We start from the raw sequence: 24,186 nt of genomic DNA on the forward strand, positions 1-24,186 counted from the left end.
TCTGGCTGGGAACCAGAAAATGGCTGCTCACTCACCACCTGAAGGAGCCACAGATGTCCCATTCCCCACGCCGCGCCCTGATCGTCATCGACGTCCAGAACGAATACTTCGACGGCGGCATGCCGATCACCCATCCGCCGGCCGACAGCTCGCTGCCCAACATCGTGCGCGCGATGGAAGCCGCGCGCGCCCACGGCATTCCGGTGATCACGGTCCAGCACGACGCGCCGGAAAACTCGCCGATCTTCGCCAAGGGTTCGCACGGCTGGCAGCTGCACCCGGCCATCGCCGCCCAGGCGGCCGACCACCGCATCAACAAGACCCTGGCCAGCTCCTTCACCGGCACCGGCCTGCGCGAATGGCTGGCGGACAACGGGATCGACACCGTGACGATCGCCGGCTACATGACGCACAACTGCAACGCCTCGACCATCCTGGAAGCGGCCCACAACGGCCTGCAGGTCGAGGTCCTGGGCGATGCCAGCGGTTCCCTGCCCTACGAGAACGCGGCAGGCAAGGCCAGCGCGGAAGAAATCCACCGCGTATTCAGCGTGGTGTTCCACTCGAGCTTCGCGACCGTGACCACGACCGGCGCCTGGATCGGCGCCGTGGCCGACCGCGCCGCGCTGGGCCGGGACAACATCTACGCCTCGAACCAGCGCGCACGGGGACTGCTGAAGGCCTAACGCAAGATCGGCGGCTGGTCCTTGTCGTCGCGCGGACGGCAAACGTGCCGCGCGCACCGTCTCAGCTGCTCGATATCGATGCCGAGCTGCTTGGCCAGCTCGGCGAAGCGGCCGGTCAGCACCCGTTCGCTCAGCAGGCAGCACAGCAGATCCTTGACACCATCGTCGCCCTTGCCGTCGTGGCCATCGCCACCCTCGCCCGGCCGCGGATCCCCGGGCTGGGGCGCGCGCCCGATCACGGCCGTCAGCAGCTGCTCGCGCGTGAACTTCGCGCCGCGCGAGGCCAGCCCTTCCGCCACCACATGGAAACGGTAGGCGCCGTCCTGGGTGGCCAGCATGGCCGCCTCGAACACCCCGGTGTCGGTCTCGTGCAGCGCGACGAGGGCGGTCGAGTGATCCGGTAGCGTGACGGTCGTGTTGACGACAGGGTGGGTGGCGAGCGGCCGCTCGTATTCGGTAAGCGTGGCGCGCAGGTACAAGGTCGAGCCCGGCGCCACCCCGGTCTGGCTGAGCGTGGCGCGCATGTGCAGGTTGGAGCGCGCGTGGATCAGGGCATGGAAGGGAAGACGCGGCCCCTGCCCCGGCGCCGCGACGGCGGAAATGTTCGCCAGCCCGGTTGTGTAGCCGCGGCCCATCAGCGCCAGCAGCAGCTGCCATTCGCCCTCCCAATGCTCTTTCCCGTCGTGCAAGACCGGCAGGGTCACGCGCAGGTTGCGCGAGGTCGCGCCGGGCCGGTAGGCGCCTGGCGGGAGCTGGGGCACGCCGATGACCGTTCCGTCCGGCGCCTGCAGGGCGACGGCCAGGAAATGCGGCGCGCGGGTCAGGGCCACGGCGTCGAAGGCGATGTCCGAGCGCGTGATCGAGAACGGCACGCGCGCGATCTCGCCGAATCCCACCGATCCTGGCGGGTCGCGCACGATGTCCCGGTTGAGCACCCCCGCCAGGATCTGGATGAAGAATTTCTCCAGCAGGAATTCGTCGTCCTGCGCGAGCGCGCCCGTGACCAGCATGAAGCCGCCCGAATTGTTGGCGATCGCGCGCAGGATGTCGTTCTGGACGTTGGCCGCGTCGGCCACGCCCACGGCGTAGATGCGGTCGGTGATCAGGTGCTGGACGTCGGCGATCCTGGGCGAGCGGTCCTCGATGCCGTCCGTGAAAACGATGGTGGCATTGATCTCGAAGTCGCCCTTGATCGGCGAGGCGGCGATCAGGTCCGCCGCCTGCTGGATCCCGGCGCCGATGCAGGTGTGGGGATAGGCGTCGGGCGGACCGTGCTGGGTGATCTTCAGGCGCACGTCGTTGCGCACGCCGGACGTGAGCGGCCCGGCCACCTCGAGGTCGCGCACGGTCTGGGCGGCGTCGGAAAACGACACCATGGCCACGCCATTGTCGTCGTAGAGCTGGTCGACGAAGGTGGTGGCCGCGAACTGCAGCACTTCCAGGCGCATCCGGTTGTTGCCGGCATTCGCGAGCATGCTGCCCGACTCGTCGAGCACCATGGTGACGGACGCACGCGGGCGCCGGACGGAATTGGCGACGATCGGGATATCGTCGTCGCGCCAGAGCTCGTCGCCGAACATGTTGTGCGCGACGACACGCATGGTGCCGTTCGCGAGCGTGCCGGGCGCCTGGCCGGTGTACTGGACCCAGATCCTGAACTGGTCGGTCGGGAAATCGCTGCCGGGGAAGGAATACGGACTCGGGTCCGCCAGGGTGAAGGGCCCCGAAGTGATCGCGGCCTCGAACATCAGCCCACCGCAGCCGACGATCTTGAACAAGGCCGAGCGGTGGGTCGTGTCGCCCTCGGGTACGTCGTTGAAAGTGACCTGGGGCGTCTCGAACGTGACCGTCAGCGGATCGCCCGGGATGAATCCCGCCATGCCTCTTGCCTGGGCGGCGGCGAGCAGCAGGTCGTCGCGATGGTAGACATAGCCGAGCGCGACATGGTCGAGCATCGACGCGGGCGTGGCGCCGCCGTGCATGGGCGAATTCAGGCCCACGAAAGCATCCTCGTCCTCGTTGCAGGTGCTCGGGCCGGTCGAGTATTGTTCGACGCCGGGTGCCGGGTGATTCAGCTGCCAGATGGCCCAGATGCGGTCGACATTGCAGTGGTGCAGGTAGAACAGGGGATCGTCCGGCGAGCGGCCGCCGGCCATGCTCTCGCCCACCCAGACGTGGGCATTGACGTGCGTGCCGCATTCGATCGCGCGGAAGGCCGCGTAGTTGCCGGCGGAGAGCTCGCCAAGCACCTGGTCCAGGCTGGGAAGCACGTTGCCCGCGGCATCGCTGCGGCGCACGAAGTCCCAGTGGTCGAAGCGGCCGCCGCTCTTGTTGCGTCCGCCGAAGAAGGACTTCCACGGCTCGGCGTCGATATCTTGCGAGTCCGCGCGCGTCCAGTCCCAGTACGGCAGGCTGACCCGGTCGTCGAACTGGCGCAGCTCCCATTCGAGCCGCAGCAGGAAGTGGCGGTGCCAGGGAAGGAAGGCCGGCCCCCAGTGGATGCCGTGGTTGAAGTGATCGTTATGCTCGGTGCCCATGCTGGCGATGACGCCGCGGCTGAAGACGTCGTTGAAGGCATCCCCGAGCCGCTCGCGCTCGACCGGGGTCAGCTCGGTGAAGTTTTTTCGGCAGCGCATCATCGTTCTCCCCGCTGTTCGTCTTGTCCCGTGCCGCCCCGCTCGCGCTCGGACTGGCGCAGGTAATCGCGCACCGCCTCGAGCAGCGTTTCGCGCGCCGGCATATACGCATTGTCGGCAAGGACATATCCGCCCGAATTCTTGAAGAAGCGGCGGCGCGTGCCGTCGATCCACAGTTCTTCATGGTCGGGCCCGGTGACGATGCGGACCACGTGTCCGTCCACGTCGTGCTCGGTCGACTCGGGGTCCGGCCGCTTTTCCGATGGTGCTGGCATGGCGTACTCCTTTCCTTGCGGTTATGGCGTCGGGATGCCAAACCTTCCAATGTCTGCATGGATCAAGCAACCCACATGCCAGTCATGGGCAAAAAGCGAAATGCACGAGAATCGGGGAGAGCTTGCAAGCGATAGCGGCCCGCCGGGTCGATACGCACCCGGTTCGGCGGACCCACCGGGTCATTACCGACCCACCCGGCTTGCGGAGATCACATCCGGAAACGCGAAGGATCGATGTGGTACTTCTGCAGGAGCTTGCCGAGGGCCCGCCTTTCCTTGCCGGCCAGGCGGGCCGCCTGGGTGACATTGCCTTGCGTGCGCCTGAGCAGCGCGTCCAGGTAGCGCCGGTGGAAGACGTCGAGCGCCTGGGTGCGCGCCGCCGCATAGCTTTGCGGGGTGTCCCCGGCGGCGTCCTGGAGCAGCTCCGGACCGCCCAAGGCCGGAACATCCGGCGCCGGCAGGGTCAGTTCCGGCCCGTCCGACAGCAGGAAGACGCGGTGGATCAGGTTTTCCAGTTCGCGCACATTGCCCGGCCAGGCATAGGCATCGAACCAGGCATGCGCATGGGAATCGATCGAGCGCCTTGCTTCACCGGCGATGCTCCCGTAACGCTGCGCAAATTCGTCCAGGAAGTGGTGCGCGAGCAGCCACGGATCGCCGGGGCGATCGCGCAGGGCGGGCATCTCGAGCGACAGTACATGCAGGCGAAACAGCAGGTCGGCGCGGAAGCTGTGCTCGCCGACCAGGGTCTTGAGCCTGCGGTTGGAAGCGACGATGATGCGCACGTCCGCCGACTCCGCATGCTGGGCGCCGAGCGGCCGGTAGTGGCCATCCTGCAGGAAGCGAAGCAACGCGACCTGGCCGCGCGCCGGCAGCGCATCGATTTCGTCGAGGAACAAAGAGCCCTGGTGCGCCAGCCGCAGCAGTCCGGGCACGGCGATGCCCGCATCGGTGAAGGCGCCGCGCGAGTGGCCAAACAGCTCGTTTTCGATCAGGCTCTCTGGTATCGCACCGCAGTTGACTGCGACAAAAGGCTTCGCCCGCCGCCGGCTGCCGTCGTGGATGCCGCGGGCCGCAAGCTCCTTGCCGGTGCCCGTTTCTCCCTCGATCAGGACCGGCGCGTCGTAGTGGGCGATGCGCGCAATGAGCTTCAGGGCGGCCAGGAAGCGGGGCGACTGCCCGACCATGCCGCGCAGGCAGCCGGCGCCGCCGCGATCCGTATCGAAGGCTTCCATCATGACACTCTGCACTATGGAATGGTTGAGCTCCCCTGGCGGCCGGCGCCGCCATCGATATGGCTACGGTATTCCAATATGGCGGGATTGGGAAGCCGGACCGCGCCGCCTACGTATGTTGGACGACACTTTTGAGCTGTTCCGGATGCCTGACGCATCCAAACAGGTAGAACATGCCGCTGTGGAAGTGCTTCCTGTCGATCGTCGTCCCGGGAAGCTGGAGCACCAGGGTCATGCGCCTGCCGCATACGTCGCAGTCCTGGTGCTCCGGACTTTGGGCCCAGGCCGGGCTGGCGCCGATACGGGCCTGGTCGATCGGTTCGAACTCGCCGCTTTCGCCGCCGGCGCACAGGAGATAGGACAGCAGTTCCCTGGGATGGCCGGGACATACCTGCTTCAATGCCGCTTCCAGCTCCTCGCTGGCGGCAAGGTATTTCTCGGGTGCGAATGCATTGCGTCCCTGGCCGGTGCCTGTCGTCTGGTGGCGGGGAACCTGCAGCGGGCGGCATACCTTGCCCGACAGCGAAGGCTGGGCGGCCGACTCCGCGTCGACGAAGCGGAACGTCACATCGTTCGTTCGGGTGACTTCGATGGCCTTTCCCGCCCAGGGAAAGTCCGGCAGGCCTGCCGGGATCGGAATCAGGCAGCCCGGATTGTCGTTCGTCTCGTTCGTGCGCGCCAGGATATAGCCGTTGGAGGCGATCGAACCGGTGCGCTCGACAAGCTGGTAAATGTGCTCGAGCTGGCTCGCCGAAGCCGCCGCCGCGGCGCGCATGATCCGCCGCCGCCTCAGATTGAAAGGGATGAGCCCTGCGGCCAGGAGGATGGCCAGGACAGCGAATACGAGGGCTAGGCTTGACATGGATGCTTCGAAGAGCGGCGCCACACGGCGTAGAACACAAGCGCTCCGACGACACCGTGGAGGCCGAAGAGCAGGATCTGCTCGCCGAACATCAGCCACGCATGGGTCGTGGGCAGGCCATCGATGTAGGTGTCCACGTATTGACCGTGCCAGTTCACGCCTGCCGAAAATCCTTCGAGGCGGCGCGGCCAGCCCAGGATGGCGAGCGGCAGCGTGCCCGCCACGAAGCCGGCAAGGGCAAGCGAGATCCAGTTCAGGCGCTGAAACTTGCGGAGCAGAAGAAAGCCTGGGATACCCACCAGCAGCACGCTCGCCGCCGCAAGCACGACGACACTCAGCAAGACCAGGCCGGCACTGTGCAAGGCTTGCTGCCAAGCGGCGTGGTCCGGCGCCAGCCGCGCTGCGAATACGAGAGGCTGAACCGCGACAGCGGCGAGTGAGGCTGTCCAGATGCGCATAGAGTCCTGACGCTCGATGGAAGGATGACGGGCATCCCGGTTTAGGTGAAATCGAGTGTAGGAGAAAAATGGATCAAGAGCAACACATGGCGGCAGCGCCAGGCATCAAGACGGACTTCAAGCGAGCTCGAAGTCCGCCCTCTCCTGTCAGGCCGCGTCGAACGGTTTGTCCAGGCTCGCCGCCGGCTGGGTGAACCATTTCGGCCCGTTCGCCGTCATGTAGAAGTGGTCTTCCAGGCGGATGCCGAACTCGCCCGGCACGCAGATCATCGGCTCGTTCGAGAAGCACATCCCCGGCTCGAGCGGCCTGCGCTCCCCGCCGACCAGGTAGGGCCCTTCATGGATGTCGAGCCCGATGCCGTGGCCGGTCCGGTGCGGCAGGCCCGGCAGCTTGTAGCCCGGTCCGAAGCCATTGGCTTCGAGCGAGCGGCGCGCGGCCTTGTCGACTTCTTCGCAGGGAATGCCCAGCCGGGCGGCGTCGAAGGCCGCCTGCTGCGCCTGTTTTTCCGCGTTCCAGACGAACTTCTGCTTTTCCGACACCTCGCCGAATACATAGGTGCGGGTGATGTCGGAAATGTAGTTGTGGACCTTGCAGCCGGTGTCGATCAGCACCGTGTCCCCGCGCTGGAGGGTCTGGACGTAGTTCACGCCATGCGGATACGAGGTCGCTTCGCCGAACAGCACGATGCAGAAGTAGGACCCGCTTGCTCCCACCTTGCGATGGGCGAGCTGGATGAACTCCTCCACTTCCGCCGTGGTGATCCCTTCATGCAGGATCGATCCGGCCGCGCGGTGCACGGCCATCGTCATGTCCATCGCACACTGGATCAGCGCGAGCTCCGCGTCGGACTTGCGCATGCGGCAGAACGAGGTCACCGGGTAGGCGTTCTCCAGCACGTAGCCGGCAGTGGCGGCGCGGATCGCGTCGAACATCAGCAGCGGCGTGCTCTCGTCGATATACAGCTTCGGCGCGGACTGGGCGCCCGGCGCGACGCCGAGCTTTTCCAGCACCTGGCGCAGCAGCGCGGCCGGGTTCTCGTGCTCGTCCCAGCAGGCGATCTCGCCCGGGACCTGCATGAATTTCTGGATGGTGCCTTCCTCGAAGGCGGGCGCGATGTACACCAGTTCTCCCTCCGCCGGGAGGATGGCGCCGACCATGCGCTCGCTGGGGCTCCACCGGGTGCCGGAAAAATAGCTCAGGTTGCTGCCCGCGTTGAGGTAGAGGGCCGCGACCCCGTTCGAGCGCATGAACTCCTGCGCGCGCCGGATCCGGGACTGGTGTTCGTCCACGCTGATCGGCACCGCGCGCCCGGTCATGTTTTCGAGGGCGTCGAGCGCCTGCTGTTTCGTTTTCCCGCCAATACTCATGTGTTCTCCTGCATGTCCAAATGACTTCCACTATTCATTCTATCTGCGATAGCGCCGCCGCACTTGCCGGCACGATCGGTATCCGCGACGCCGGGGGCGCCCAGCCGAACAGGAACTGGCAGGCCGCGCCGCAGGTCTTGCCCTGGCACGGCCCCATGCCGACCCGTGTCGCCAGTTTCGCCTCGCGCCAGCTCCGGTGCGGCGCCAGGCTCGATGCGGCGACGTCCTCGCAGCGGCAGACGATGGTGCCGGGCAGGCACATCTCCCTCAAGGAGGCGTCCGGCTTGAAGCTGCGCGCCAGCAGCGCCGCGAAATCGTGGCTCTGCCTGAGCATTGCCCTGTCCTGCGCCGAGGGAAGCATCGCCAGGGCGTCGAGCGCGGCAATGCGTCCTTCGATGATCGCCTTGTCCACGCCGCCGATGCCGGTGCACTCCCCCGCCGCCCAGATATGCGGGCGGTTGGTCTTTTGCAGCGCATCGACCACGACGGCATCGTTAGCGGTGTCGCAGCGCAGCGAACAGGCGAGGTCGATGTTGGGCACCAGGCCGAAGCCTGCCGCCAGGAAGTCGCACGCGAATTCCTGCTGGCGGCGGCCAGTCCTGACGACCACGCTCTGCACGGCGTCCAGGCCCCTGGCCTCGACGATCCGGCCACCGGTGAGGTAGGGAATCTTCCGCAGGCGCGAAAACAGCGACACGGCCTGGCGGAATTTTTCCCGATGCCGCAACAGCAGTTCCAGGCCGAAGGACGACAACTGCGGCAAGCCCTGGTGCTCGACGATGGCCTCTACCCGTGCGCCCGCTTCCATCGCGGTGAGCGCGGTGGCGAGCAGCAGAGGCCCCGACCCGGCGATCACGATGCTGCGGTCTTGCACCGGCATTCCGCCCTTGATCAGCGCCTGCAGGCCGCCCGCGCCGGTAACGCCAGGCAGGGTCCAGCCAGGGAAAGGCAGGAACAGCTCGCGCGCGCCCGAGCAGATCAGCAGGCGCTCGAAGTCGACCCGCACCGGCTCGTCTTTTACCTCCAGCAGCAGGGAATTGCAGTCGACGCTGCCGATCACCTGCGCGTTCGAAAGACGCGTGAAATGCGGATGCGCGTGCAGGGTCTTCCAGATCTCCAGGGCGCGGGAATCGGTCCATTTGTCGGGTCCTCCCCGCCAGATCTGGCCGCCCGGCGCATGATCGTTATCGATCAGGCAAACCCTGGCCCCGGCATTGATCGCGGTGTGCGCCGCGGACAGCCCCGCCGGGCCGCTGCCAACGATGTGCAGGTCGGCAGGCCTCATGCCCTGCCTCCGGTGACGACCACCATGCCGTCCTTGCAGATGGTGCGGCAGGCCAGCTGGTGGGGTTTGCCGTCGATCGTCACCCGGCATTCCTGGCACTGGCCGATGCCGCACAGGGCAAAGCGCGGCTGGCGGGTGACGGAGCGCCTGGTGCGCAGCTTGCCGGCAATGACCAGCGCCGCCACTACGGTGGCGCCGCTGGGAACCTCGACCCGGACGTCGTCGACCGTCAAGACGCGGATCACTTCGGCACGGAACACTTCAGACATATGCATGGGTGAATCTCGAAGGTGAATACACGCCGGCGTTGATGCAGGGCGGTCTGCCGAGCATCAGGTCGGCCAGCAGTTGGGCGGTGCCGAAGGCCGTCGTCACGCCCAGGCCTTCATGGCCTGCTGCGAGCCAGACATGGTCGAGCGCGGGGTGGCGGCCGATGATGGGCCGGCCGTCGCGGGTCGCGGGACGCATCCCGGTCCAGCTCCTGAGGATCCTCATCTCGGCCAGGCAGGGCAGCAGGTCGATGGCCGAGCGCAGCAGCTGTGCGAGCACGCGCGGATCGACGTCCGCATGCTCGATGCCGTCCTGGCGGCACGAACCGATCAGCCATTGCCCGGTCGCGCGCGGCTGCACGTTCGCCGCGACCGCCAGTGCGTCGCTGCCCGCCTCCGTCTGACCATAACCCATGCTGACCAGCTGATGGGACAAGCGGCCGGGATAGCGGTCGGTGATGGCGAGGTGGCCTTTGCGTGGAAATACGGGGATATCGGGCAGCAGGCGCGTGACGCCCGTGCCGGCGGCAACTACCACATCGGCAGCGGAGAGGCGTTCGCCGCTGGAGAGCTGCACGCCGTTGCTGCCGATACGCAGGACCGGGACGCCGAACAGGGTGCTGCCGCCCTTCGCCACAAGCTGTTCGGTGAGTTCCCGCGCCACCGCGGGCGGAAAGACGGCGCTGTCGCGCGCGACGCGGACGCCGCCCGCCATGCCCTTGCGCAGCGAAGGTTCAAGCCTGGCCAGCTCCGCCCCCGACAGCAGGGACGCGCTCCAGCCGCGTTGCGCCAGCCTTTCCGCACGCGCGACCGCGTGGGCCATTTGCGCTTCGTCTTCGGCGACCCAGAGCGTGCCGCACTGCGCGTGTTCGGCGATGCCGCCCTTCCTGGACAGATAGCTGTCCCAGCGCGCCAGCGACAGCATGCACAGGTCGAGTTCATCGTCGGTCTCGTCGAGGGCGACCAGGTGGCCCATCCCGGCCGCGGTCACGCCCGCGCCGGGATGATGCTCGTCGACGAGCAGCACCTTGCGCCCCAGGGACTGGAGTTCCAGGGCGCAGGCGGCGCCGATGATGCCGGCGCCGACGACAATGACGTCCGGGTTGCTCACACCAGGGCGGGCAGCTTGGGACGCTTGGCGATGGCCGCCTTGATGGTTTGCTCCGCCTTCAGGCGGCGCTCGCCGACCAGCGGCAGGCGCGGTGCGCGCACGCGCTCGTTGGAACCGATGGCCAGCGCTTCGGCCAGCTTGATGTTCTGGACCAGGTAGGTCGAGACGTCGAGGTCGAGCAGCGGGCGGAACCAGCGGTAGATCTCGAGGGCTTCGTTGTAGCGGCCGGCCTGGGTCAGGCGGTAGATCGCCACGGTTTCATGGGGGAAGGCCAGGCACAGGCCGGCCACCCAGCCCACCGCGCCGACGGTGAGCGCTTCGAAGGCGAGGTTGTCGACGCCGGTCAGCAGGTCGAAGCGGTCGCCGAAGCGGTTGATGATGTCGGTGCTGCGGCGGATGTCGTCCGAGGATTCCTTGACCGCGACGAAGCGGGTGTCGCCGGCCAGTTCTTCCATGATCTCGATGGTCACGTCGACGCGGTAGGCCAGGCGGTTCGAATAGATCATGATCGGCAGGTCGCTGGCCTGGGCGATGGCCTTCAGGGTGGCGACCGTCTCGCGCGGATCGGTGTGGTAGATGGTGCTCGGCACCACCATCAGGCCGTCGGCGCCGGCTTGCGCGGCCTTCCTGGCCAGGGCGCAGGCGTCGCGCGTCGCCGCTTCGGCCACGGTCAGCAGGGAGGGCTTGTTGCCGCTGACCTGCTTGCACAGCTTGAGCACCTCGATGCGCTCGTCGTGCGACAGCATGGGACCTTCGCCCAGCGAACCGCAGGCGATCAGGCCGTCCACGCCGGCATCCATCTGGATGCCGAAGCAGCGGATCATTTCCTCATGGTCCAGGGAACCGTCGTCCTTGAACTTGGTGGTCACGGCAGGAAGAACACCTCTCCACATGGCAATACCTCTCCTTCGGTTATGGCTTTTGAAAGTATCCATGCTAGGCCCTGGCGGGCCCGCGGTCTTGCTCCAAGCTTGCCCAAAGCGCGCCGAAATCGGCACAGCGGGCAAACGCCTGTTGGGGTACCCTCCTGCTCGGCGCCTGGGCGATTGCGAGGCATCGGGAAAGCGCCTATATTGTGGAGGTCGGAGAGGAAGAATGATTGACGTAACAGCGTTTAAGTCGTTTGACGGGGTCGGCATGGAGGCCGTCGAATCGCTATTCGACGCCCTGAACGACATCGCCTATTTCGTCAAGGACAGGGAGGGCCGCTACCTCAGCATCAACCTCACCATGGTGCGGCGCTGCGGAGTCCGGCACAAGAAGGATGTCATCGGCAAGACGGCGCTGGAGCTGTTCCCGCGCGTGCTGGCGGAAACCTACCTGGCGCAGGACAGGAAGGTGATCGACAAGGGCGCGCCGATCGACAAGCACCTGGAGCTGCACATTTATCCGGGGCGCAGCCGGGGCTGGTGCATTACCAAGAAGGTGCCGCTGTATGGCAAGGATGGAGAAGTCATCGGGCTGATCGGCACCTCGCATGACCTGGGGCTGCTCGACGACCTGCATCCTGCTTACCGGCAGATCGCGCATATCGCGCAGACCATCAGCGAGAACTACCACGAGAACCTGTCGCTGCAGGCGCTGGCGCAGGAGGCGGGGTTATCCCTTTCGCGCGTCGAAAGGCTGTTCCAGAAGGTGTTCCAGCATTCGCCGCGCCAGTTGCTGCTGCAGTGCCGGTTGACTGCTGCGATGGACCTGATCGAGCGGAAACCCGACGCCAGGATTGCGGACATCGCCTACGAATGCGGGTATACGGATCACAGCGCGTTCAGCCGGCAGTTCAAGTCCTATGTTGGCATGAGTCCGACCCAGTATGCGGTACACGTGAGAAATGGCGTGGACGCAACGAACGCGTAGTCATAGTTGAGCGCATTCCTTCGTTAGCATTGAAACCGTCGCCCCGGCGAAGGACGGGGTCCAAGTTCGCTGCACAGCCGTAACGCCCGCAATCTAAGCGTCTTGTCCCGCAATACCCCAGGCAAACGGATCATCCTCCTGGAAGATCAGCGTCGCTTCCCCGCTCACCCAAGCCGTGCCGCGAATGGTCGGCGCAATCCCCCCATTCTCCCGCCGATAGCTGCCTTCAAACACGCTGCCGATAACGCTCTCCTGCCGCCAGACCGCGCCCTCTTCCAGCTTGCCGTCCGCCGCCAGGCAAGCCAGCTTGGCGCTGGTCCCGGTACCGCACGGCGAGCGGTCGTAAGCCTTGCCCGGACAGAGCACGAAATTCCTGCTGTCCGCCGATTGGGACGCCGTAAACAACTCCACGTGATCGATCAGCGCCCCGCCTGCGCCGGTAATGCCCTGTTCCCGCAACGCGTCCATGATCGCTTCAGAAAACCGGGTCAGCGCTTCGATATTGCCCGGCTTGATCTCGAAAGGATGATCTTCCACCAGGAAGAACCAGTTCCCGCCCCAGGCGATATCGCCGTTCACCGTGCCATAGCCGTCGACCGCCACCGACACCCGCTTCTGCAGCCGGTACGAGGCTACGTTATCGACGCTGACGGAGCCGTCCGCGTGGAGTTCGGCCGTCACGACGCCGACCGGCGTATCGATCCGGTGCCGCCCGGCGCTAATGCGCCCCATATGGGCCAGCGAGGCGACCAGGCCAATCGTGCCATGCCCGCACATACCGAGATAGCCGACGTTATTGAAGAAGATGACGCCGGCGGCGCAGTCGTCCGCATGGGGCTCGCACAGCAGCGCCCCGACCAGGACATCCGACCCTCGCGGCTCGCACACGGTGCCGGTGCGAACGTGATCATGCTGTTCGCGCATGAGGGCCAGCCGCCCGGACAAGGGGCCACTACCCAGGTCCGGCCCTCCATCGATGATGAGGCGAGTCGGCTCGCCGCCCGTGTGTGAATCGATGATCGATATTTTTTTCATCTCGGCTCTACTGTTATCGGAACTATCCCGCACTGGCATCTACGTGGCACCAGACTACCGTCAGTGGCCGAGGCGGTCTTGTGCATTCTGGGCCTGTTCTGCATGGAAAAAGGCACACCAAGCTAGGGTATAACGTCCTCTTCGACCTGAAAGCCCGGAACGGCCGAATGAGACTACTGTAATTCGATAGGAACCGATGATTATCGATAGCGCACATCTTAGTGCTGACAATAGATCAGGAACGTTGCGTCTTTGCATTCGCCATGCAGCCAGGTCAAGCTAACCTACTCAGGTTGGGACCACTGGCACTGGTGCAAGTGAACGCAGGCGCAAGGCAATTCCGAGCCCTACCAATAGAATCGCTCCCAGCATGAGCACAACGCCCGGCCATGCCCATTGCTCCCATACATAGCCGGTAGCCCACCCCACCACACTCGACCCGAGGTAATAGAAGAAGAGATAAATGCCCGACGCCAGCGCCTGTGGGGGCTTGGCGCGCCGCCCCACCCAGCTGCTGGCCACCGAATGCGAGGCGAAGAAGCCGAAGGTCGCCAGTCCCACGCCCAGCACGACCGCGAACACCGAATCGTGCAGCGTGATGAGCAACCCCGCGATCATCACCCCCATCACCAGCCAGAGCACGTTGCGCCGCCCCAGCTTGTCGCCCAGCTTCCCCGCCCACATCGAGCTGAAGATCCCGAGCAGGTAGAGCAGCGACAGCGCCCCGACCGCGCTCTGGCGCAGCTCGAACGGCGGCGCCAGCAGCCGGTAGCCGATGTAGTTGTACAGGCTGACGAAAGACCCCATCAGCAGGAAAGGCACCGCGAACAGCCATGGCAACCCTGGATCGCGCAGGTGCACGCGCAGTCCGTCGATGAACCCGGGCCCGCGCGGCGGCCGCGTATCCGCATGGCGCGAAGGCGGCAGGCTGCGCGAGAACTCCCAGGCCGCGTACAGCCCCGCCGCGCCCAGCAGCCCGACGGCGATGCGCCACGAGACGAAGTCGCTGATCAGGGCCGAGATCACGCGCCCGCTCATGCCGCCAAACGCGCTGCCGCTGATGTACATGCCCATCGACAGCCCGAGCGAGGTCGGCTCGATCTCGTCGCTCAGGTAAGCCATGGCCACCGCGGGCAGCCCGCCCAGCATCAGCCCGAGCAGTCCCCTCACCCCGACCAGCTGGGCGTAATCGAAGGTGAAGGCGCACAGCAAGGTGAGCACCGCGCCGAAGTACATCGACGCGACCATCACGGTCTTGCGGCCGAAGCGGTCGGCCACGCTGGAAGACGCGAGCAGCGCCACCGCCAGGGTCGCGGTCGACACCGACAGCGCCAGGCTGCTCTGCGCGGGAGTGAGATGGAAATCCTGCGCCAGCAGCGGCATCAGCGGCTGGACGCAGTACAGGAGGGCGAAGATCGAAAAGCCCCCGAATGCCATTGCGCGGTTGATGCGCCGGAACTCAATGCTCCCGGACGCGATCCGACCACGCGGCGCACTCACGGGTAATCCGCCTCGAGTTCGGAACCGGCGTAGTTTTCCAGCTCGGCGAACAGCTGCTTGAGACTGGCCTTGGTCCCGATGTTCTGCAGCACGGTGCAATGGGTGCGGTAGGTGTCGATGCGCTCGGCGATGATGGCCTTGTGCGCATCGGGAATGCGCGCCATGAGTTCCGCCCAGCCGGTCTCGAAGTCCGGCTGGTTCTTGCGCACCGCTTTGACGAAGCGCTCGAACTCCTTCTGCCCCGCGCGCGCGGTGATGCGCGCGCCGCCTTCCACCGCGAAGATGATCGCCAGCGCGATCACGCCTTCGGCGTTCAGGTCCGGATCGTTGATCGGACCTTCGTAGTGATGGCGGCGCAGCCACTGGGCGGCGCGCACGATGGCCTGCACGCCCTTGCGCTGCTCCACCTGGCCCAGGTAGCGCTCGTAGCCCGACCAGCTTTCGCCCGGATCGGCGGTGCAGATATCGACGAACAGTTCCTTCAGGCGGCGCTGCGAGTACACCGGATCGTTGTCGTACTCGCCGATCAGGCTGTCCTCGGGCAGCGCGGCCAGCTCGCGGATCAGGCGGAAGCCCGCCTGGAACACGTATTCGGCGCCCTCCTCGATCAGGACGTCGAGCGCGTCCAGGTCGTCCTCGCTCTCGACCAGGTGTTCGAGACCGAGCGAGAGGCCGCCCACGGTCAGCAGCTGGGCGCGCTGGATGCCTTCCGCGGTACGGTCGTTGGTGAACTTCTCGGCCACCATGGCGGTGATCCCGGACAGTTCGTCCGCCAGGATCGCCGCTTCGTCGGCCGTAGCCTCGGTGGACAGCAGCTTGATCGCCCGCACCAGGCGCGGCGGCTTCTCGATGACGATGGCTGGCAGCATGGCTCCGCTGGCCCCGCTCACGAGAAGATGTCCGTACCCAGGCTGCGGCGGGTGCTGCGGCGCGGCATGCTGCGCACCGACGGCACCTGCTTGCGCAGGCGGTACAGCAGCTCGCGGGTCGAGCGCTGCATGAATTCCGATTCCTCGTCCGGGTCGTCCGGCAGCTCGATGTCGGCCATCTCGGCGCTGTGGCGGAATTCCGGGAACAGCTCGAGCAGCGAACGCTCCCAGCCGTCCTCGCTGGCCTTGGCCAGGTCCACCGCCAGCGGCACGATGTCGCTGTCGCCGCTGGTCTGGGCGGTCACGTAGCGGCCCTTGGAAATGATCTCGCCGGCCACTTCCAGGATGTCCTTCGGCGCCAACGACCACAGGATCGCGAACACGGTCGCGCCATGGTCGGTGGCCGAAGCCTCGGCCAGCAGCTCGTTGCGGCGGTCCTCGTCGTCCTGGGCATAGACCACGCCGTGCACGTGGTTGAACAGGTTCTCGGCGATGCGCTCCGGGTCGTCCTCGATCATGTTGTCCGGCCAGGTGGCGGCGATATAGGCCAGGCTGTCGGCCCAGGCCTTGGGCGGCACCAGCATGGTCGCCAGCGAGGTCTTGGCGCCGTCGAAGCCTGACAGGTGCAGCGCGGTGACCTGCGGCGGCAGGTCCTGCAGCACCTGGGCCACGGCGTAGTCGCCGTGTTCGTCGGCCGCTTTCGAGAACACCTCTTCGGCGTGTTCGAGCGAGCCGGCCAGCACCAGGTCGCCGACCTGCTTGGTCAGCGCGGGCAGGTTGCTGCCTTTATTACCTTCGTCGCTCATTCGCGGTCCCCTCCTTCCTGGTCGAACAGCTGGGTGAAGTCGTCGGATGCGGCCGTGCTGTCCATCTCATCGCCCTCGTCGTCGTCCTCGCCCTCGGCCAGCTGGTCGAGCGACTGGTCGACGTCGTCCCAGCGGCCCTGGTTCTTGTACAGGAAGGCGGTGATGATGGCCTGGCGCGCCAGTTCCGGGTGGTTCGCGATCATCGAGTCGTACATGGCCGCGCCGCCCTCGCCATCGCACTCGGCCATCGCGAACACGCGCGACGGGTCGCCGCCCTCGTAGTCGGCGGCTTCGCGCATCAGGCCCTTGGGGTCGGTGAAGCGGATGCGGTCGACCAGGGCGAAGGCCATCAGGTTGACATCGTCCAGGCCGGACCCGCTGGCATACTCGGACACCAGGGCGCCGACCATCATGTCGTAGTTCTTGCGGTTGGGCGGGTCGCCCAGGGTGCCCTCGATCTGGCCTTCCAGTTCACGCGACTGGAACGAGAATTCGGGATGTACGTGTTTCATTGTTCTATCCTGTTGATTCGGTGGTGGCCGCGCAGCGCGGCGCCGTGGCTCAGGCCTGGAGATTGACGCCATTCAGCGCGAACAGCGAGCGCCACAGTTCGAAGGCCTCGGCCTCGGCATCGAGCACAATGCGGTGGTTGACGCTCTGGTTGTATTCCGCGCGCTTGGCGGGGTCGGACAGGATCTCGTAGGCCTTGGTCACGGCCTTGAAGCGCGCCTCCGCGCCCGGCGCCTGGTTGCGGTCCGGGTGGTAGCGCATGGCCAGCGAACGGTAGACCTTCTTGATCTCGTCGTCGCTGGCGTTCGGCGCGACGCCGAGGATCGCGTATAAATTTTCCACTTGAGACTCTCCGGCGATCGGCAAAGGCGAGATTATCCACTATAAAAGGATAAGCTGTCAGGCTTGCCAGATTGATAACAAGCTGTTCAGTGCCTGTAGGGTGGCAATGGCGGCTCGGGCGGATGCACGGGCGCTACGGGGACAACTTGCGGCGCGGCCGGCAGCGCGGGCATGGGCAGGCCGCCGAGCGCAAACAGCCAGGCACGCACCAGGTCCGGATGGGTGGCGAGGGTTTTCATGGGTTCGACCTTGCAAGGGGTTGAGCTGTCCCCAAGTATGCGCATTGGGGGCCATCCTGACGGTGCGCTCCACCACATAGGGGACCGGAGCGGCCCCGTCTACGGTAAAATGCCCCGAACTTACCTATCCAACACCATTCTTCATGAGTAACGACAAGAATAACCCGGCAGCGGCAGGAAATCCGCTGTCGTCGAACTTTGTGCGCGCCATCGTCGAAAACGACCTGGCGGCCGGCACCCACAAGCGCGCGGGCCTGCCGCCCGTGATCACGCGCTTCCCGCCGGAGCCCAACGGCTACCTGCACGTGGGCCACGCCAAATCGATCTGCCTGAACTTCGGCCTGGCGCGCGACTACGCGGGCCTGTGCCACCTGCGCTTCGACGACACCAATCCCGAGAAGGAAGAGCAGGAATACGTCGACACCATCATGGACAGCGTCAAGTGGCTCGGCTTCTCCTGGGAACAGGAAGGCAAGGAGCACCTGTACTACGCGTCGGACTATTTCGACAAGCTGTACGAGATGGCCGAGTACCTGATCAAGACCGGCAAGGCCTATGTCGACAGCCAGAGCGCCGAAGAGATGGCCAGGAACCGCGGCAATTTCGGTACGCCGGGCACCAACTCGCCCTTCCGTAACCGCCCGGTGGAAGAGTCGCTCCAGATCTTCCGCGACATGAAGGCCGGAAAGTACAAGGACGGCGAGCACATCCTGCGCGCCAAGATGAGCGAGGACGCGATGGCGTCCCCGATCATGACCAACCGCGATCCGGCCCTGTACCGCATCCGCCATGCGCACCACCACCGCACCGGCGACAACTGGTGCATCTACCCGATGTACGACTACACGCATCCGATCTCGGACGCGCTGGAGAACATCACCCATTCGCTGTGCACCCTGGAGTTCACCGACCACCGCCCGTTCTACGACTGGCTGGTCGAAACCCTGGCCGAAGGCGGCTTCTTCCAGAAGCCGGTGCCGCGCCAGTACGAATTCGCGCGCCTGAACCTGACCTATGTGGTCACCTCCAAGCGCAAGCTGCGCTCGCTGGTGGACGACGGCATCGTCACCGGCTGGGACGACCCGCGCATGCCGACCATCGTCGGCCTGCGCCGCCGCGGCTACACGCCGGAATCGATCCAGCTGTTTTGCGAGCGCATCGGCGTCTCGAAGGCCGACGGCTGGATCGACATGAGCACCCTGGAAGGCGCCCTGCGCGACGACCTCGATCCGAAGGCGCCGCGCGCCATCGCCGTACTGCGTCCGCTCAAGCTCATCGTCGACAACTTCCCCGAAGGCGAGGCCCACGAGTGCACCTCGCCGGTCCACCCGCACCATCCTGAATGGGGCGTGCGCACCTTCCCGTTCACCCGCGAACTGTGGATCGAGCGCGAGGACTTCATGGAAGTGCCGACCAAGGGCTACTTCCGCTTCACTCCTCCGGTGGGCGACCAGCCGGGCGCGCGCGTGCGCCTGAAGTACGGCTATGTGGTCGAGTGCACCGGCTACGACAAGGATGCGGACGGCAACGTGACGGCCGTGCACGTGAAGTACTTCGAGGATTCCAAGTCGGGCACGCCGGGCGCGGACAACTACAAGGTCAAGGGCAACATCACCTGGGTCAGCGCCGCCAGCGCGCTCGAGGCCGAAGTGCGCCTGTACGACCGCCTGTTCCTGGAACCGCAGCCGGACGCCGGCGGCAAGGACTTCAAGGCCGTGCTGAACCCGAACGCCCTCGAGACCATCACCGCCTACCTGGAGCCGGGCCTGAAGGACGCGGTGGCCGACCAGCGCTTCCAGTTCGAGCGCCACGGCTACTTCGTCGCCGACCGCGTGGATTCGACGCCGGGCAAGCCGGTCTTCAATCGCGTGACCACGCTCAAGGACAGCTGGGCCAAATAAGGGCCAGCTTCCCCGATAAAGACCGCTGCGGCGGTCTTTTTTTTGCCCTTTCCGCATCGTCCGCCCGTGCGAAACGCCGCTATAGCACCGCACGCCCGTGCATAACAGGCAACATACGTTGTATTTCTACAAAACCTGTCATTTTTGCTAGGTATCATACGTAATGACATTGCTTAGCGTAACAATATTGACGCGCCGCACTAACTGCGAAGCGCGCATGTTTCGCTTCAGGACCAGAACGATGATGCCAGACCGCCATCCCGCCGGAATGTTCGCCAACCCGGCAACCCTGCTGACGGGAGCGCTGCTGTCGCTGCTCGTCGGCGCCGGCGCCCACCTGGCCACCTCCGAAGCGATCGAGAGCGACGCCAGCACCCGCTTCCGCACCATGGCGCGCGCGGCCCAGTACACCATCGATGCCCGCATCAAGAGCTATAGCGACCTTCTGCGCGGGACGGCCGGGCTGTTTCGCGCCAGCGAATACACCAGCGCCGACGAGTTCCGCCAGTACGTCGAGCAGCTCGACATCGAACGCAACTTTCCCGGCATCGAGGTGATCAATTACGCGCGCACGGTGCACGCCGACGGCCTCGCCGAGCTCGACCGCGAGCTGCGCGCACGCATGCGCATGCTCGGCATCCAGGGCGACGCCGCGCCGCTGGTTCCCCTGCCCGGCCGCGACACCTATACCGTGCTGGTCTACATCGAACCGCGCTCCCGCCCTTCGCTCGAAAAGCTCGGCATGGACCTGGAAGCGCGCGGCTACACGCGCCAGGTGCTGGCCCATGCGCGCGACGCCAACATCCTGAGCGCCTCGGGCACGCGCATCGCGCTCCAGCCCGGACCGAACCAGAGCAGCCAGGCGCTGCGCATGCCGGTCTACCGCATCGGCATGCCGACCGGCACCGTGGCCGAACGCCGCCTGGCCTACATGGGCTCGGCCGGTATCGGCTTCAGCGTGGCCCGGCTGATGGGCGGCATCCTGGACGAATTCCCGGTGAAGGGCACGCGCCTGGTGGTCACCGACCTGACCGAGGTGCCGCCCGAGCCGGGCGAAGCGCCGCCGCGCGCCATTCTCTACGACAGCCAGGCCACGGCCAGGGACCCGCACCCGGCGCTGCCGCCGGAAGACGCCAGCGTGTTCTCGGCCAGCCTGCCGATCGAGTTCAACCAGCGCCTGTGGCGGGCCGACTTCAGCATTCCCCGCTCCGCGCTCTACACCAGCTTCGACATCTATTACCCGTGGCTGGCCGCTTTCGCCGGCTTCATGAGCACGGCCCTGCTGTACGCGCTGTTCCAGACCATGGCCTTCTCGCGCCGCAACGCCCTGCGCATGGCCGAGGACATGACGCGCGAGCTGCGGGCCAGCCAGGCCAAGCTGCAGGCCAGCCACGAGAAGCTGCGCCTGCTGGCGGCGCACGCGGAACAGATCAAGGAAGGCGAACGCAAGCGCATCGCGCGCGAGATCCACGACGACCTGGCGCAAAGCCTGCTGGCGCTGAAGATCGAGGCCGAATTCCTGGCCAACCGCACCCGGGGCGGCCACAAGCGCCTGCATGCGCGCGCCGACGCCACGGTGCGCCAGATCGACGTCACCATCCGCAGCGTGCGCCAGATCATCAACGACCTGCGGCCCAACGTGCTCGACCTGGGCCTGAGCGCGGCGGTCGACTGGCAGGTGGCGGACTTCGCGCGCCGCACCGGCATCGCCTGCGAGCTGGTGGACGACGACGGCGACTACCGCATCGACGACCACTGCGCCACCGCCTTCTTCCGCATCCTGCAGGAATCGCTCAACAACGTGGCGCGCCACGCCCACGCCACCCGGGTCTGGATCGATTTGCGCCAGCACGCCGACATGCTCACCATGACCATCCGCGACAACGGCGTCGGCATGCAGCCTGGCAGCCGCAACCGCAACGGCTCCTTCGGCCTGGTCGGGATCGAGGAAAGGGTCGGCATCCTGGGCGGCTCGTTCTCGGTCAGCAGCGGCCCGGAGACCGGGACCACGATCGTCGTCACGATCCCCGTTACCGGGCCCATCGCGCCCGCCCAGGACGGCATCCGCGCCGCCTCGGTCGCCGTGGCCGCCTAACGCAGAAATCATTCCGCTGGGCAGTTGTGGTTGAAAAATCACATCAATCAATGGTTGAGCAAGCTCAACATTTCCACTGACTGCCCGCAGGAAAATGGTTATCGCTGTGAACGCTCAAGACGGCATGCCGTCTTGTTTCTCCATCCATTCATGCAGGAGGATTATTCGCCTTACCCGCTTCAACCAAAACAGGGACCCAGCAGTATCCACCATCAAAATACTGACAACAGAGGTGAACACGATGTCGACGAAAACTGAATTTGCAGCTTTTGAAGCACTTGACCTCACACCGATCAAGATGAAACTGATGCACGTGGAATCCGGCGAAGGCTGGTCCGAAGTGCGCGCCAACGCCGTCGAAGCGGAATACCGGCGCTACCTGTTCCTGATGAAGAAGTACCCGGACGAGCAGGCGTCGCCGACGGTCGACGTCGACACCTTCTGGCACTACCACATCCTCGACACCATGAAGTACGCGCGCGACTGCGAGCAGGTGTTCGGCTACTTCCTGCACCACTATCCGTATGTCGGCATCGGCGAGCAGGCCGTCGAAGGCGAACAGGTGCGCGCCGGCGAACGCATGCGCGAACTGTACGCCGCCGAATTCGGCGCACCGGCCACGGGCCAGGAAGCCTGGTGCGCCTCGCCGGGCAAGCCGCTGATGGAAGCCGGCGATCCGGCCTGGTGCGCTGCGCCGGGCAAGGCCTTGAGCAAGGGCGGCGACGGCGCATGGTGTGCTTCGCCGGGCAAGGGCAGCGACAGCGCGTGGTGTGCTTCGCCGGGCAAGGGCAGCGACAGCGCATGGTGTGCTTCGCCGGGCAAGGGCAGCGACAGCGCGTGGTGCGCTTCGCCGGGCAAGGGCAGCGACACGGCATGGTGCGCGTCGCCGGGCAAGGTCTTGGCCGAAGCCGTCAAGACCGCGTGGTGTGCTTCCCCCGGCAAGGCAGTCGCCAGCGCGAACCAGACGGCCTGGTGCGCTTCGCCGGGCAAGGCGCAGCTCGCGGCCTGATTCCGCCATCCCTCCCCGCGGCCGGCACGGCGGACTTCGCTCCGCCGCCCGGCCGCGGGCGTTTTCGGGCTTCAGGCCGGCGCGGAAGCGCCGTCGGCCTTGACCATCAGCGCGCGCAATTCGCGGATGCTGAACTCGCTCTCCTCGTGCATGCGCAACAGCAGCGTCGCGCCGATCGGCAGCGTGTTGTGGCGGATCTTGCTGATCACGGGCGGCGCGACTTCCAGCACGCGCGAGAGCGCGGCGTCGTTCTTCAGGCGCAGCTTGTCGATGATGGCGTCGAGGACGCGGTTGGGGTCGTACTGCGCATGGGGAGGCAGGCGGCGGATGGGCATGGCGGCTCTTTCAGGAATATTATTAATTAATTAAATTCTTAGAATTCACAGCGAAAGTTAGAGCCTGACGCCAAAACGGCACCATTTATATGGCTTTTTTCGCGGAATGCGAAATCATACATACATTGCTTAACTTTTGCTCAAGACCGCATTTTTTTGCTGATGCGAATGGGCGTGAAGCGGCGCCGGCATGCGAAGCACGGCCGGGCTCAATTGAAGGAAAGAATCGGCCGCGCGCGGCGGCCGGGAGGGAGGCTTACTTGCCGCGCTTGGGCTTGGCGAAGGCGCTTGCCTGGTACAGGGCGCGCGCATCGGCGTGCGCGCGGTCGAGGGTGCGCATTTCCGGCTTGTCGTCGTGGGCAACGAAGTATCCGGCATCCTGGGCGTCGACCACGAGCTTGATCGCGGCGGCGTCGTCGAGATTGTATTTCTCGACGATCAGGGTGGTCACTTCGTCCAGGTAGGCTTCGTAGGTCATCGGCTTCTTCATAGGCCGCTATTGTACGGCCAGCCGCCGCAGCGCGGAAGCGACGTCGGGATAGCGCAGGCGCACTTTCAGCTCGCGCTTCATGCGCGTGTTGTCGAGCCGGCGCGATTCGGACATGAAGGACAGCAGCACCGGCGACACCACCTTCTCCAGTTCGGCGCGCGGCAGGCGCGGCGGATGCGGCAACCGGAACGCGTCGGCCACGGCGTCGAAGTACTCGCCCATCTTCATGCGCGTGTCGTCCACCGCGTGATAGACCCGTCCCGGCCGGCCATGCAGCAGCGCCTGCAGCACGATGCGCGCCAGGTCGTCCGCGTGGATGTGGCTGGTGTACACATCCTCGTCGGCATGCAGCGCCGGGGTGCCCTGCTCCAGGCGCTTGAGCGGCAGCCGGTCCTGCGCATAGATGCCCGGCACGCGCAGGATCGCCAGCTGCGCCCCGCTGGCCAGGGCCCAGGCGCGCAGCACGCGCTCGGCATCGACGCGGCGCAGTGCGCGCGCGTTGCGCGGCGCGACCGGACGCTGCTCGCCGACCAGCGCGCCGCCGCAATCGCCGTAGACGCCGCTGGTGCTGACGTAGACCATGCGCCTGACGCCGCCCAGCGCCGCGGCCAGGCGGCGCGTGCGCAGGTCCTGCGGTCCTTCCGGCTGGGGCGGCGCAAGGTGCAGCACCCAGGGCGCCAGATGGCGCAGGCGCGCCAGCGTGTGCGGGCGGTCGAGGTCGGCCACCACGGGTACGGCTCCGGCGGCGCGCAGGGCGGCGCGACGCTCCGGCTGGCTGGTCAGGGCGAACACGCGGAAGCGGCCGCGCAGCAGCGGCAGCAGGCGCATGCCGACGTCGCCGCAGCCCACGATGAGCAGGCGCGGAAGGTCGAAGGCGGCGGATCGGGGCATGGGTCGGAAGAATGCTTGGGCGGATCGGAGGCGGCTACTCTAGCACAGCGCCGGGCGCGGCGTTCCCCGGCCCCCGCAGGGGAGGTGTAGAATGGCGCCCTTACGCAGTAAAGCCCTATCAG

The 24,186-nt window shown here is 66.0% G+C and carries 25 protein-coding genes; 5 read left to right on the forward strand and 20 right to left on the reverse strand.

The window, feature by feature from the left end:
- The first annotated feature begins 53 nt into the window (after positions 1 to 53).
- A complete protein-coding gene (locus KBW95_RS18250) occupies positions 54 to 686 on the forward strand; it encodes a cysteine hydrolase family protein (RefSeq protein ID WP_211528972.1) in 633 nt (210 codons plus the stop codon).
- Here the strand turns inward: KBW95_RS18250 and KBW95_RS18255 are convergent.
- From KBW95_RS18255 to KBW95_RS18300, 10 genes are all read right to left on the reverse strand, one after another.
- Positions 683 to 3,325: a tyrosinase family protein gene (locus KBW95_RS18255; RefSeq protein WP_211528973.1), complete on the reverse strand. Its 2,643-nt coding sequence runs from the start codon at positions 3,323 to 3,325 to the stop codon at positions 683 to 685. The two genes, KBW95_RS18250 and KBW95_RS18255, sit on opposite strands and share 4 nt — an antisense overlap.
- Complete coding sequence (locus KBW95_RS18260) at positions 3,322 to 3,597, reverse strand: hypothetical protein (protein ID WP_211528974.1); 276 nt, start codon at positions 3,595 to 3,597, stop codon at positions 3,322 to 3,324. Before KBW95_RS18260 ends, KBW95_RS18255 begins: the two co-directional genes overlap by 4 nt.
- Before the next feature lie 209 nt (positions 3,598 to 3,806).
- Positions 3,807 to 4,835: a sigma 54-interacting transcriptional regulator gene (locus KBW95_RS18265; RefSeq protein ID WP_229429857.1), complete on the reverse strand. Its 1,029-nt coding sequence runs from the start codon at positions 4,833 to 4,835 to the stop codon at positions 3,807 to 3,809.
- 106 nt (positions 4,836 to 4,941) lie between these two features.
- Entirely contained in the window at positions 4,942 to 5,607 is a 666-nt protein-coding gene (locus tag KBW95_RS18270) for a hypothetical protein (RefSeq protein WP_211528975.1), read from the reverse strand.
- A 74-nt stretch (positions 5,608 to 5,681) separates the two neighbouring features.
- Positions 5,682 to 6,152: a hypothetical protein gene (locus KBW95_RS18275; protein WP_211528976.1), complete on the reverse strand. Its 471-nt coding sequence runs from the start codon at positions 6,150 to 6,152 to the stop codon at positions 5,682 to 5,684.
- A 147-nt stretch (positions 6,153 to 6,299) separates the two neighbouring features.
- Positions 6,300 to 7,520, reverse strand: coding sequence for a Xaa-Pro peptidase family protein (locus KBW95_RS18280; RefSeq protein WP_211528977.1), 1,221 nt, complete (start codon positions 7,518 to 7,520; stop codon positions 6,300 to 6,302).
- A 34-nt stretch (positions 7,521 to 7,554) separates the two neighbouring features.
- Positions 7,555 to 8,805 carry an FAD-dependent oxidoreductase gene (locus KBW95_RS18285; RefSeq protein WP_211523326.1) on the reverse strand — a complete coding sequence of 417 codons (1,251 nt, stop codon included), beginning with the start codon at positions 8,803 to 8,805 and terminating at the stop codon, positions 7,555 to 7,557.
- A complete protein-coding gene (locus KBW95_RS18290; protein WP_211523468.1) occupies positions 8,802 to 9,074 on the reverse strand; it encodes a 2Fe-2S iron-sulfur cluster-binding protein in 273 nt (90 codons plus the stop codon). Before KBW95_RS18290 ends, KBW95_RS18285 begins: the two co-directional genes overlap by 4 nt.
- A complete protein-coding gene (locus KBW95_RS18295) occupies positions 9,067 to 10,185 on the reverse strand; it encodes an FAD-dependent oxidoreductase (RefSeq protein ID WP_211523325.1) in 1,119 nt (372 codons plus the stop codon). The genes KBW95_RS18290 and KBW95_RS18295 overlap by 8 nt, the downstream gene beginning before the upstream one ends.
- A complete protein-coding gene (locus KBW95_RS18300; protein ID WP_211528978.1) occupies positions 10,182 to 11,078 on the reverse strand; it encodes a dihydrodipicolinate synthase family protein in 897 nt (298 codons plus the stop codon). Before KBW95_RS18300 ends, KBW95_RS18295 begins: the two co-directional genes overlap by 4 nt.
- 202 nt (positions 11,079 to 11,280) lie before the next feature.
- On the opposite strand from KBW95_RS18300, the gene KBW95_RS18305 reads away from it, so the two are divergent.
- Positions 11,281 to 12,042 carry an AraC family transcriptional regulator gene (locus KBW95_RS18305; protein ID WP_211528979.1) on the forward strand — a complete coding sequence of 254 codons (762 nt, stop codon included), beginning with the start codon at positions 11,281 to 11,283 and terminating at the stop codon, positions 12,040 to 12,042.
- Positions 12,043 to 12,135: 93 nt separating this feature from the next.
- Here the strand turns inward: KBW95_RS18305 and KBW95_RS18310 are convergent, their stop codons facing one another.
- The 7 genes from KBW95_RS18310 to KBW95_RS18340 form a co-directional block, all read right to left on the reverse strand.
- The gene (locus KBW95_RS18310; RefSeq protein WP_229429858.1) at positions 12,136 to 13,077 is read right to left on the reverse strand and encodes a 4-hydroxyproline epimerase; all 942 of its coding nucleotides are present in this window, start codon (positions 13,075 to 13,077) and stop codon (positions 12,136 to 12,138) included.
- Positions 13,078 to 13,365: 288 nt separating this feature from the next.
- A complete protein-coding gene (locus KBW95_RS18315; RefSeq protein WP_211528980.1) occupies positions 13,366 to 14,577 on the reverse strand; it encodes an MFS transporter in 1,212 nt (403 codons plus the stop codon).
- Positions 14,574 to 15,446 (reverse strand): hypothetical protein, encoded by an 873-nt coding sequence (locus KBW95_RS18320; protein ID WP_211528981.1) that lies wholly within the window; start codon positions 15,444 to 15,446, stop codon positions 14,574 to 14,576. Before KBW95_RS18320 ends, KBW95_RS18315 begins: the two co-directional genes overlap by 4 nt.
- A 17-nt stretch (positions 15,447 to 15,463) precedes the next feature.
- Entirely contained in the window at positions 15,464 to 16,252 is a 789-nt protein-coding gene (locus tag KBW95_RS18325; protein ID WP_211523320.1) for a hypothetical protein, read from the reverse strand.
- Positions 16,249 to 16,764, reverse strand: coding sequence for a hypothetical protein (locus KBW95_RS18330; RefSeq protein ID WP_211528982.1), 516 nt, complete (start codon positions 16,762 to 16,764; stop codon positions 16,249 to 16,251). The genes KBW95_RS18325 and KBW95_RS18330 overlap by 4 nt, the downstream gene beginning before the upstream one ends.
- A gap of 49 nt (positions 16,765 to 16,813) precedes the next feature.
- Positions 16,814 to 17,104: a DnaJ domain-containing protein gene (locus KBW95_RS18335; protein WP_159696031.1), complete on the reverse strand. Its 291-nt coding sequence runs from the start codon at positions 17,102 to 17,104 to the stop codon at positions 16,814 to 16,816.
- An 86-nt stretch (positions 17,105 to 17,190) separates the two neighbouring features.
- Positions 17,191 to 17,343, reverse strand: a complete 153-nt coding sequence (locus tag KBW95_RS18340; protein WP_211528983.1) for a hypothetical protein — start codon at positions 17,341 to 17,343, stop codon at positions 17,191 to 17,193.
- A 143-nt stretch (positions 17,344 to 17,486) separates the two neighbouring features.
- Here KBW95_RS18340 and KBW95_RS18345 point away from each other — a divergent pair, with 143 nt between their 5' ends.
- The 3 genes from KBW95_RS18345 to KBW95_RS18355 all read left to right on the forward strand — a co-directional run bounded on the left by KBW95_RS18345 (position 17,487) and on the right by KBW95_RS18355 (position 22,348).
- Positions 17,487 to 19,244 (forward strand): glutamine--tRNA ligase/YqeY domain fusion protein, encoded by a 1,758-nt coding sequence (locus tag KBW95_RS18345; protein WP_211528984.1) that lies wholly within the window; start codon positions 17,487 to 17,489, stop codon positions 19,242 to 19,244.
- A 241-nt stretch (positions 19,245 to 19,485) separates the two neighbouring features.
- Positions 19,486 to 21,339, forward strand: a complete 1,854-nt coding sequence (locus tag KBW95_RS18350) for a CHASE domain-containing protein (RefSeq protein ID WP_229429860.1) — start codon at positions 19,486 to 19,488, stop codon at positions 21,337 to 21,339.
- 298 nt (positions 21,340 to 21,637) lie between these two features.
- Positions 21,638 to 22,348: a glycine-rich domain-containing protein-like gene (locus tag KBW95_RS18355; RefSeq protein WP_229429861.1), complete on the forward strand. Its 711-nt coding sequence runs from the start codon at positions 21,638 to 21,640 to the stop codon at positions 22,346 to 22,348.
- A gap of 71 nt (positions 22,349 to 22,419) precedes the next feature.
- Here KBW95_RS18355 and KBW95_RS18360 read toward each other — a convergent pair whose 3' ends face one another.
- From KBW95_RS18360 to KBW95_RS18370, 3 genes are all read right to left on the reverse strand, one after another.
- Positions 22,420 to 22,683, reverse strand: coding sequence for a hypothetical protein (locus KBW95_RS18360; protein ID WP_211526502.1), 264 nt, complete (start codon positions 22,681 to 22,683; stop codon positions 22,420 to 22,422).
- A gap of 256 nt (positions 22,684 to 22,939) precedes the next feature.
- Positions 22,940 to 23,173, reverse strand: coding sequence for a hypothetical protein (locus KBW95_RS18365; RefSeq protein WP_373888820.1), 234 nt, complete (start codon positions 23,171 to 23,173; stop codon positions 22,940 to 22,942).
- A 6-nt stretch (positions 23,174 to 23,179) separates the two neighbouring features.
- Entirely contained in the window at positions 23,180 to 24,064 is an 885-nt protein-coding gene (locus KBW95_RS18370; RefSeq protein WP_211526503.1) for an NAD-dependent epimerase/dehydratase family protein, read from the reverse strand.
- Positions 24,065 to 24,186: the final 122 nt, after the last annotated feature.

Origin of the sequence: Massilia sp. ZL223, assembly GCF_018119395.1 — a bacterium.
In the GTDB taxonomy this organism is placed as follows: domain Bacteria; phylum Pseudomonadota; class Gammaproteobacteria; order Burkholderiales; family Burkholderiaceae_D; genus Telluria.

What these genes read in the sequence shown, in the direction of transcription:
- KBW95_RS18365 (WP_373888820.1), bottom strand. Translation starts at nt 23,173, where the DNA reads ATGAAGAAGCCGATGACCTACGAAGCCTACCTGGACGAAGTGACCACC.
- KBW95_RS18330 (WP_211528982.1), bottom strand. Translation starts at nt 16,764, where the DNA reads ATGAAACACGTACATCCCGAATTCTCGTTCCAGTCGCGTGAACTGGAA.
- KBW95_RS18320 (WP_211528981.1), bottom strand. Translation starts at nt 15,446, where the DNA reads ATGCTGCCAGCCATCGTCATCGAGAAGCCGCCGCGCCTGGTGCGGGCG.
- KBW95_RS18360 (WP_211526502.1), bottom strand. Translation starts at nt 22,683, where the DNA reads ATGCCCATCCGCCGCCTGCCTCCCCATGCGCAGTACGACCCCAACCGC.
- KBW95_RS18255 (WP_211528973.1), bottom strand. Translation starts at nt 3,325, where the DNA reads ATGATGCGCTGCCGAAAAAACTTCACCGAGCTGACCCCGGTCGAGCGC.
- KBW95_RS18290 (WP_211523468.1), bottom strand. Translation starts at nt 9,074, where the DNA reads ATGTCTGAAGTGTTCCGTGCCGAAGTGATCCGCGTCTTGACGGTCGAC.
- KBW95_RS18305 (WP_211528979.1), top strand. Translation starts at nt 11,281, where the DNA reads ATGATTGACGTAACAGCGTTTAAGTCGTTTGACGGGGTCGGCATGGAG.
- KBW95_RS18340 (WP_211528983.1), bottom strand. Translation starts at nt 17,343, where the DNA reads ATGAAAACCCTCGCCACCCATCCGGACCTGGTGCGTGCCTGGCTGTTT.
- KBW95_RS18350 (WP_229429860.1), top strand. Translation starts at nt 19,486, where the DNA reads ATGATGCCAGACCGCCATCCCGCCGGAATGTTCGCCAACCCGGCAACC.
- KBW95_RS18370 (WP_211526503.1), bottom strand. Translation starts at nt 24,064, where the DNA reads ATGCCCCGATCCGCCGCCTTCGACCTTCCGCGCCTGCTCATCGTGGGC.
- KBW95_RS18355 (WP_229429861.1), top strand. Translation starts at nt 21,638, where the DNA reads ATGAAACTGATGCACGTGGAATCCGGCGAAGGCTGGTCCGAAGTGCGC.
- KBW95_RS18275 (WP_211528976.1), bottom strand. Translation starts at nt 6,152, where the DNA reads ATGCGCATCTGGACAGCCTCACTCGCCGCTGTCGCGGTTCAGCCTCTC.
- KBW95_RS18345 (WP_211528984.1), top strand. Translation starts at nt 17,487, where the DNA reads ATGAGTAACGACAAGAATAACCCGGCAGCGGCAGGAAATCCGCTGTCG.
- KBW95_RS18265 (WP_229429857.1), bottom strand. Translation starts at nt 4,835, where the DNA reads ATGATGGAAGCCTTCGATACGGATCGCGGCGGCGCCGGCTGCCTGCGC.
- KBW95_RS18250 (WP_211528972.1), top strand. Translation starts at nt 54, where the DNA reads ATGTCCCATTCCCCACGCCGCGCCCTGATCGTCATCGACGTCCAGAAC.
- KBW95_RS18285 (WP_211523326.1), bottom strand. Translation starts at nt 8,805, where the DNA reads ATGAGGCCTGCCGACCTGCACATCGTTGGCAGCGGCCCGGCGGGGCTG.
- KBW95_RS18300 (WP_211528978.1), bottom strand. Translation starts at nt 11,078, where the DNA reads ATGTGGAGAGGTGTTCTTCCTGCCGTGACCACCAAGTTCAAGGACGAC.
- KBW95_RS18280 (WP_211528977.1), bottom strand. Translation starts at nt 7,520, where the DNA reads ATGAGTATTGGCGGGAAAACGAAACAGCAGGCGCTCGACGCCCTCGAA.
- KBW95_RS18270 (WP_211528975.1), bottom strand. Translation starts at nt 5,607, where the DNA reads ATGCGCGCCGCGGCGGCGGCTTCGGCGAGCCAGCTCGAGCACATTTAC.
- KBW95_RS18325 (WP_211523320.1), bottom strand. Translation starts at nt 16,252, where the DNA reads ATGAGCGACGAAGGTAATAAAGGCAGCAACCTGCCCGCGCTGACCAAG.
- KBW95_RS18260 (WP_211528974.1), bottom strand. Translation starts at nt 3,597, where the DNA reads ATGCCAGCACCATCGGAAAAGCGGCCGGACCCCGAGTCGACCGAGCAC.
- KBW95_RS18310 (WP_229429858.1), bottom strand. Translation starts at nt 13,077, where the DNA reads ATGAAAAAAATATCGATCATCGATTCACACACGGGCGGCGAGCCGACT.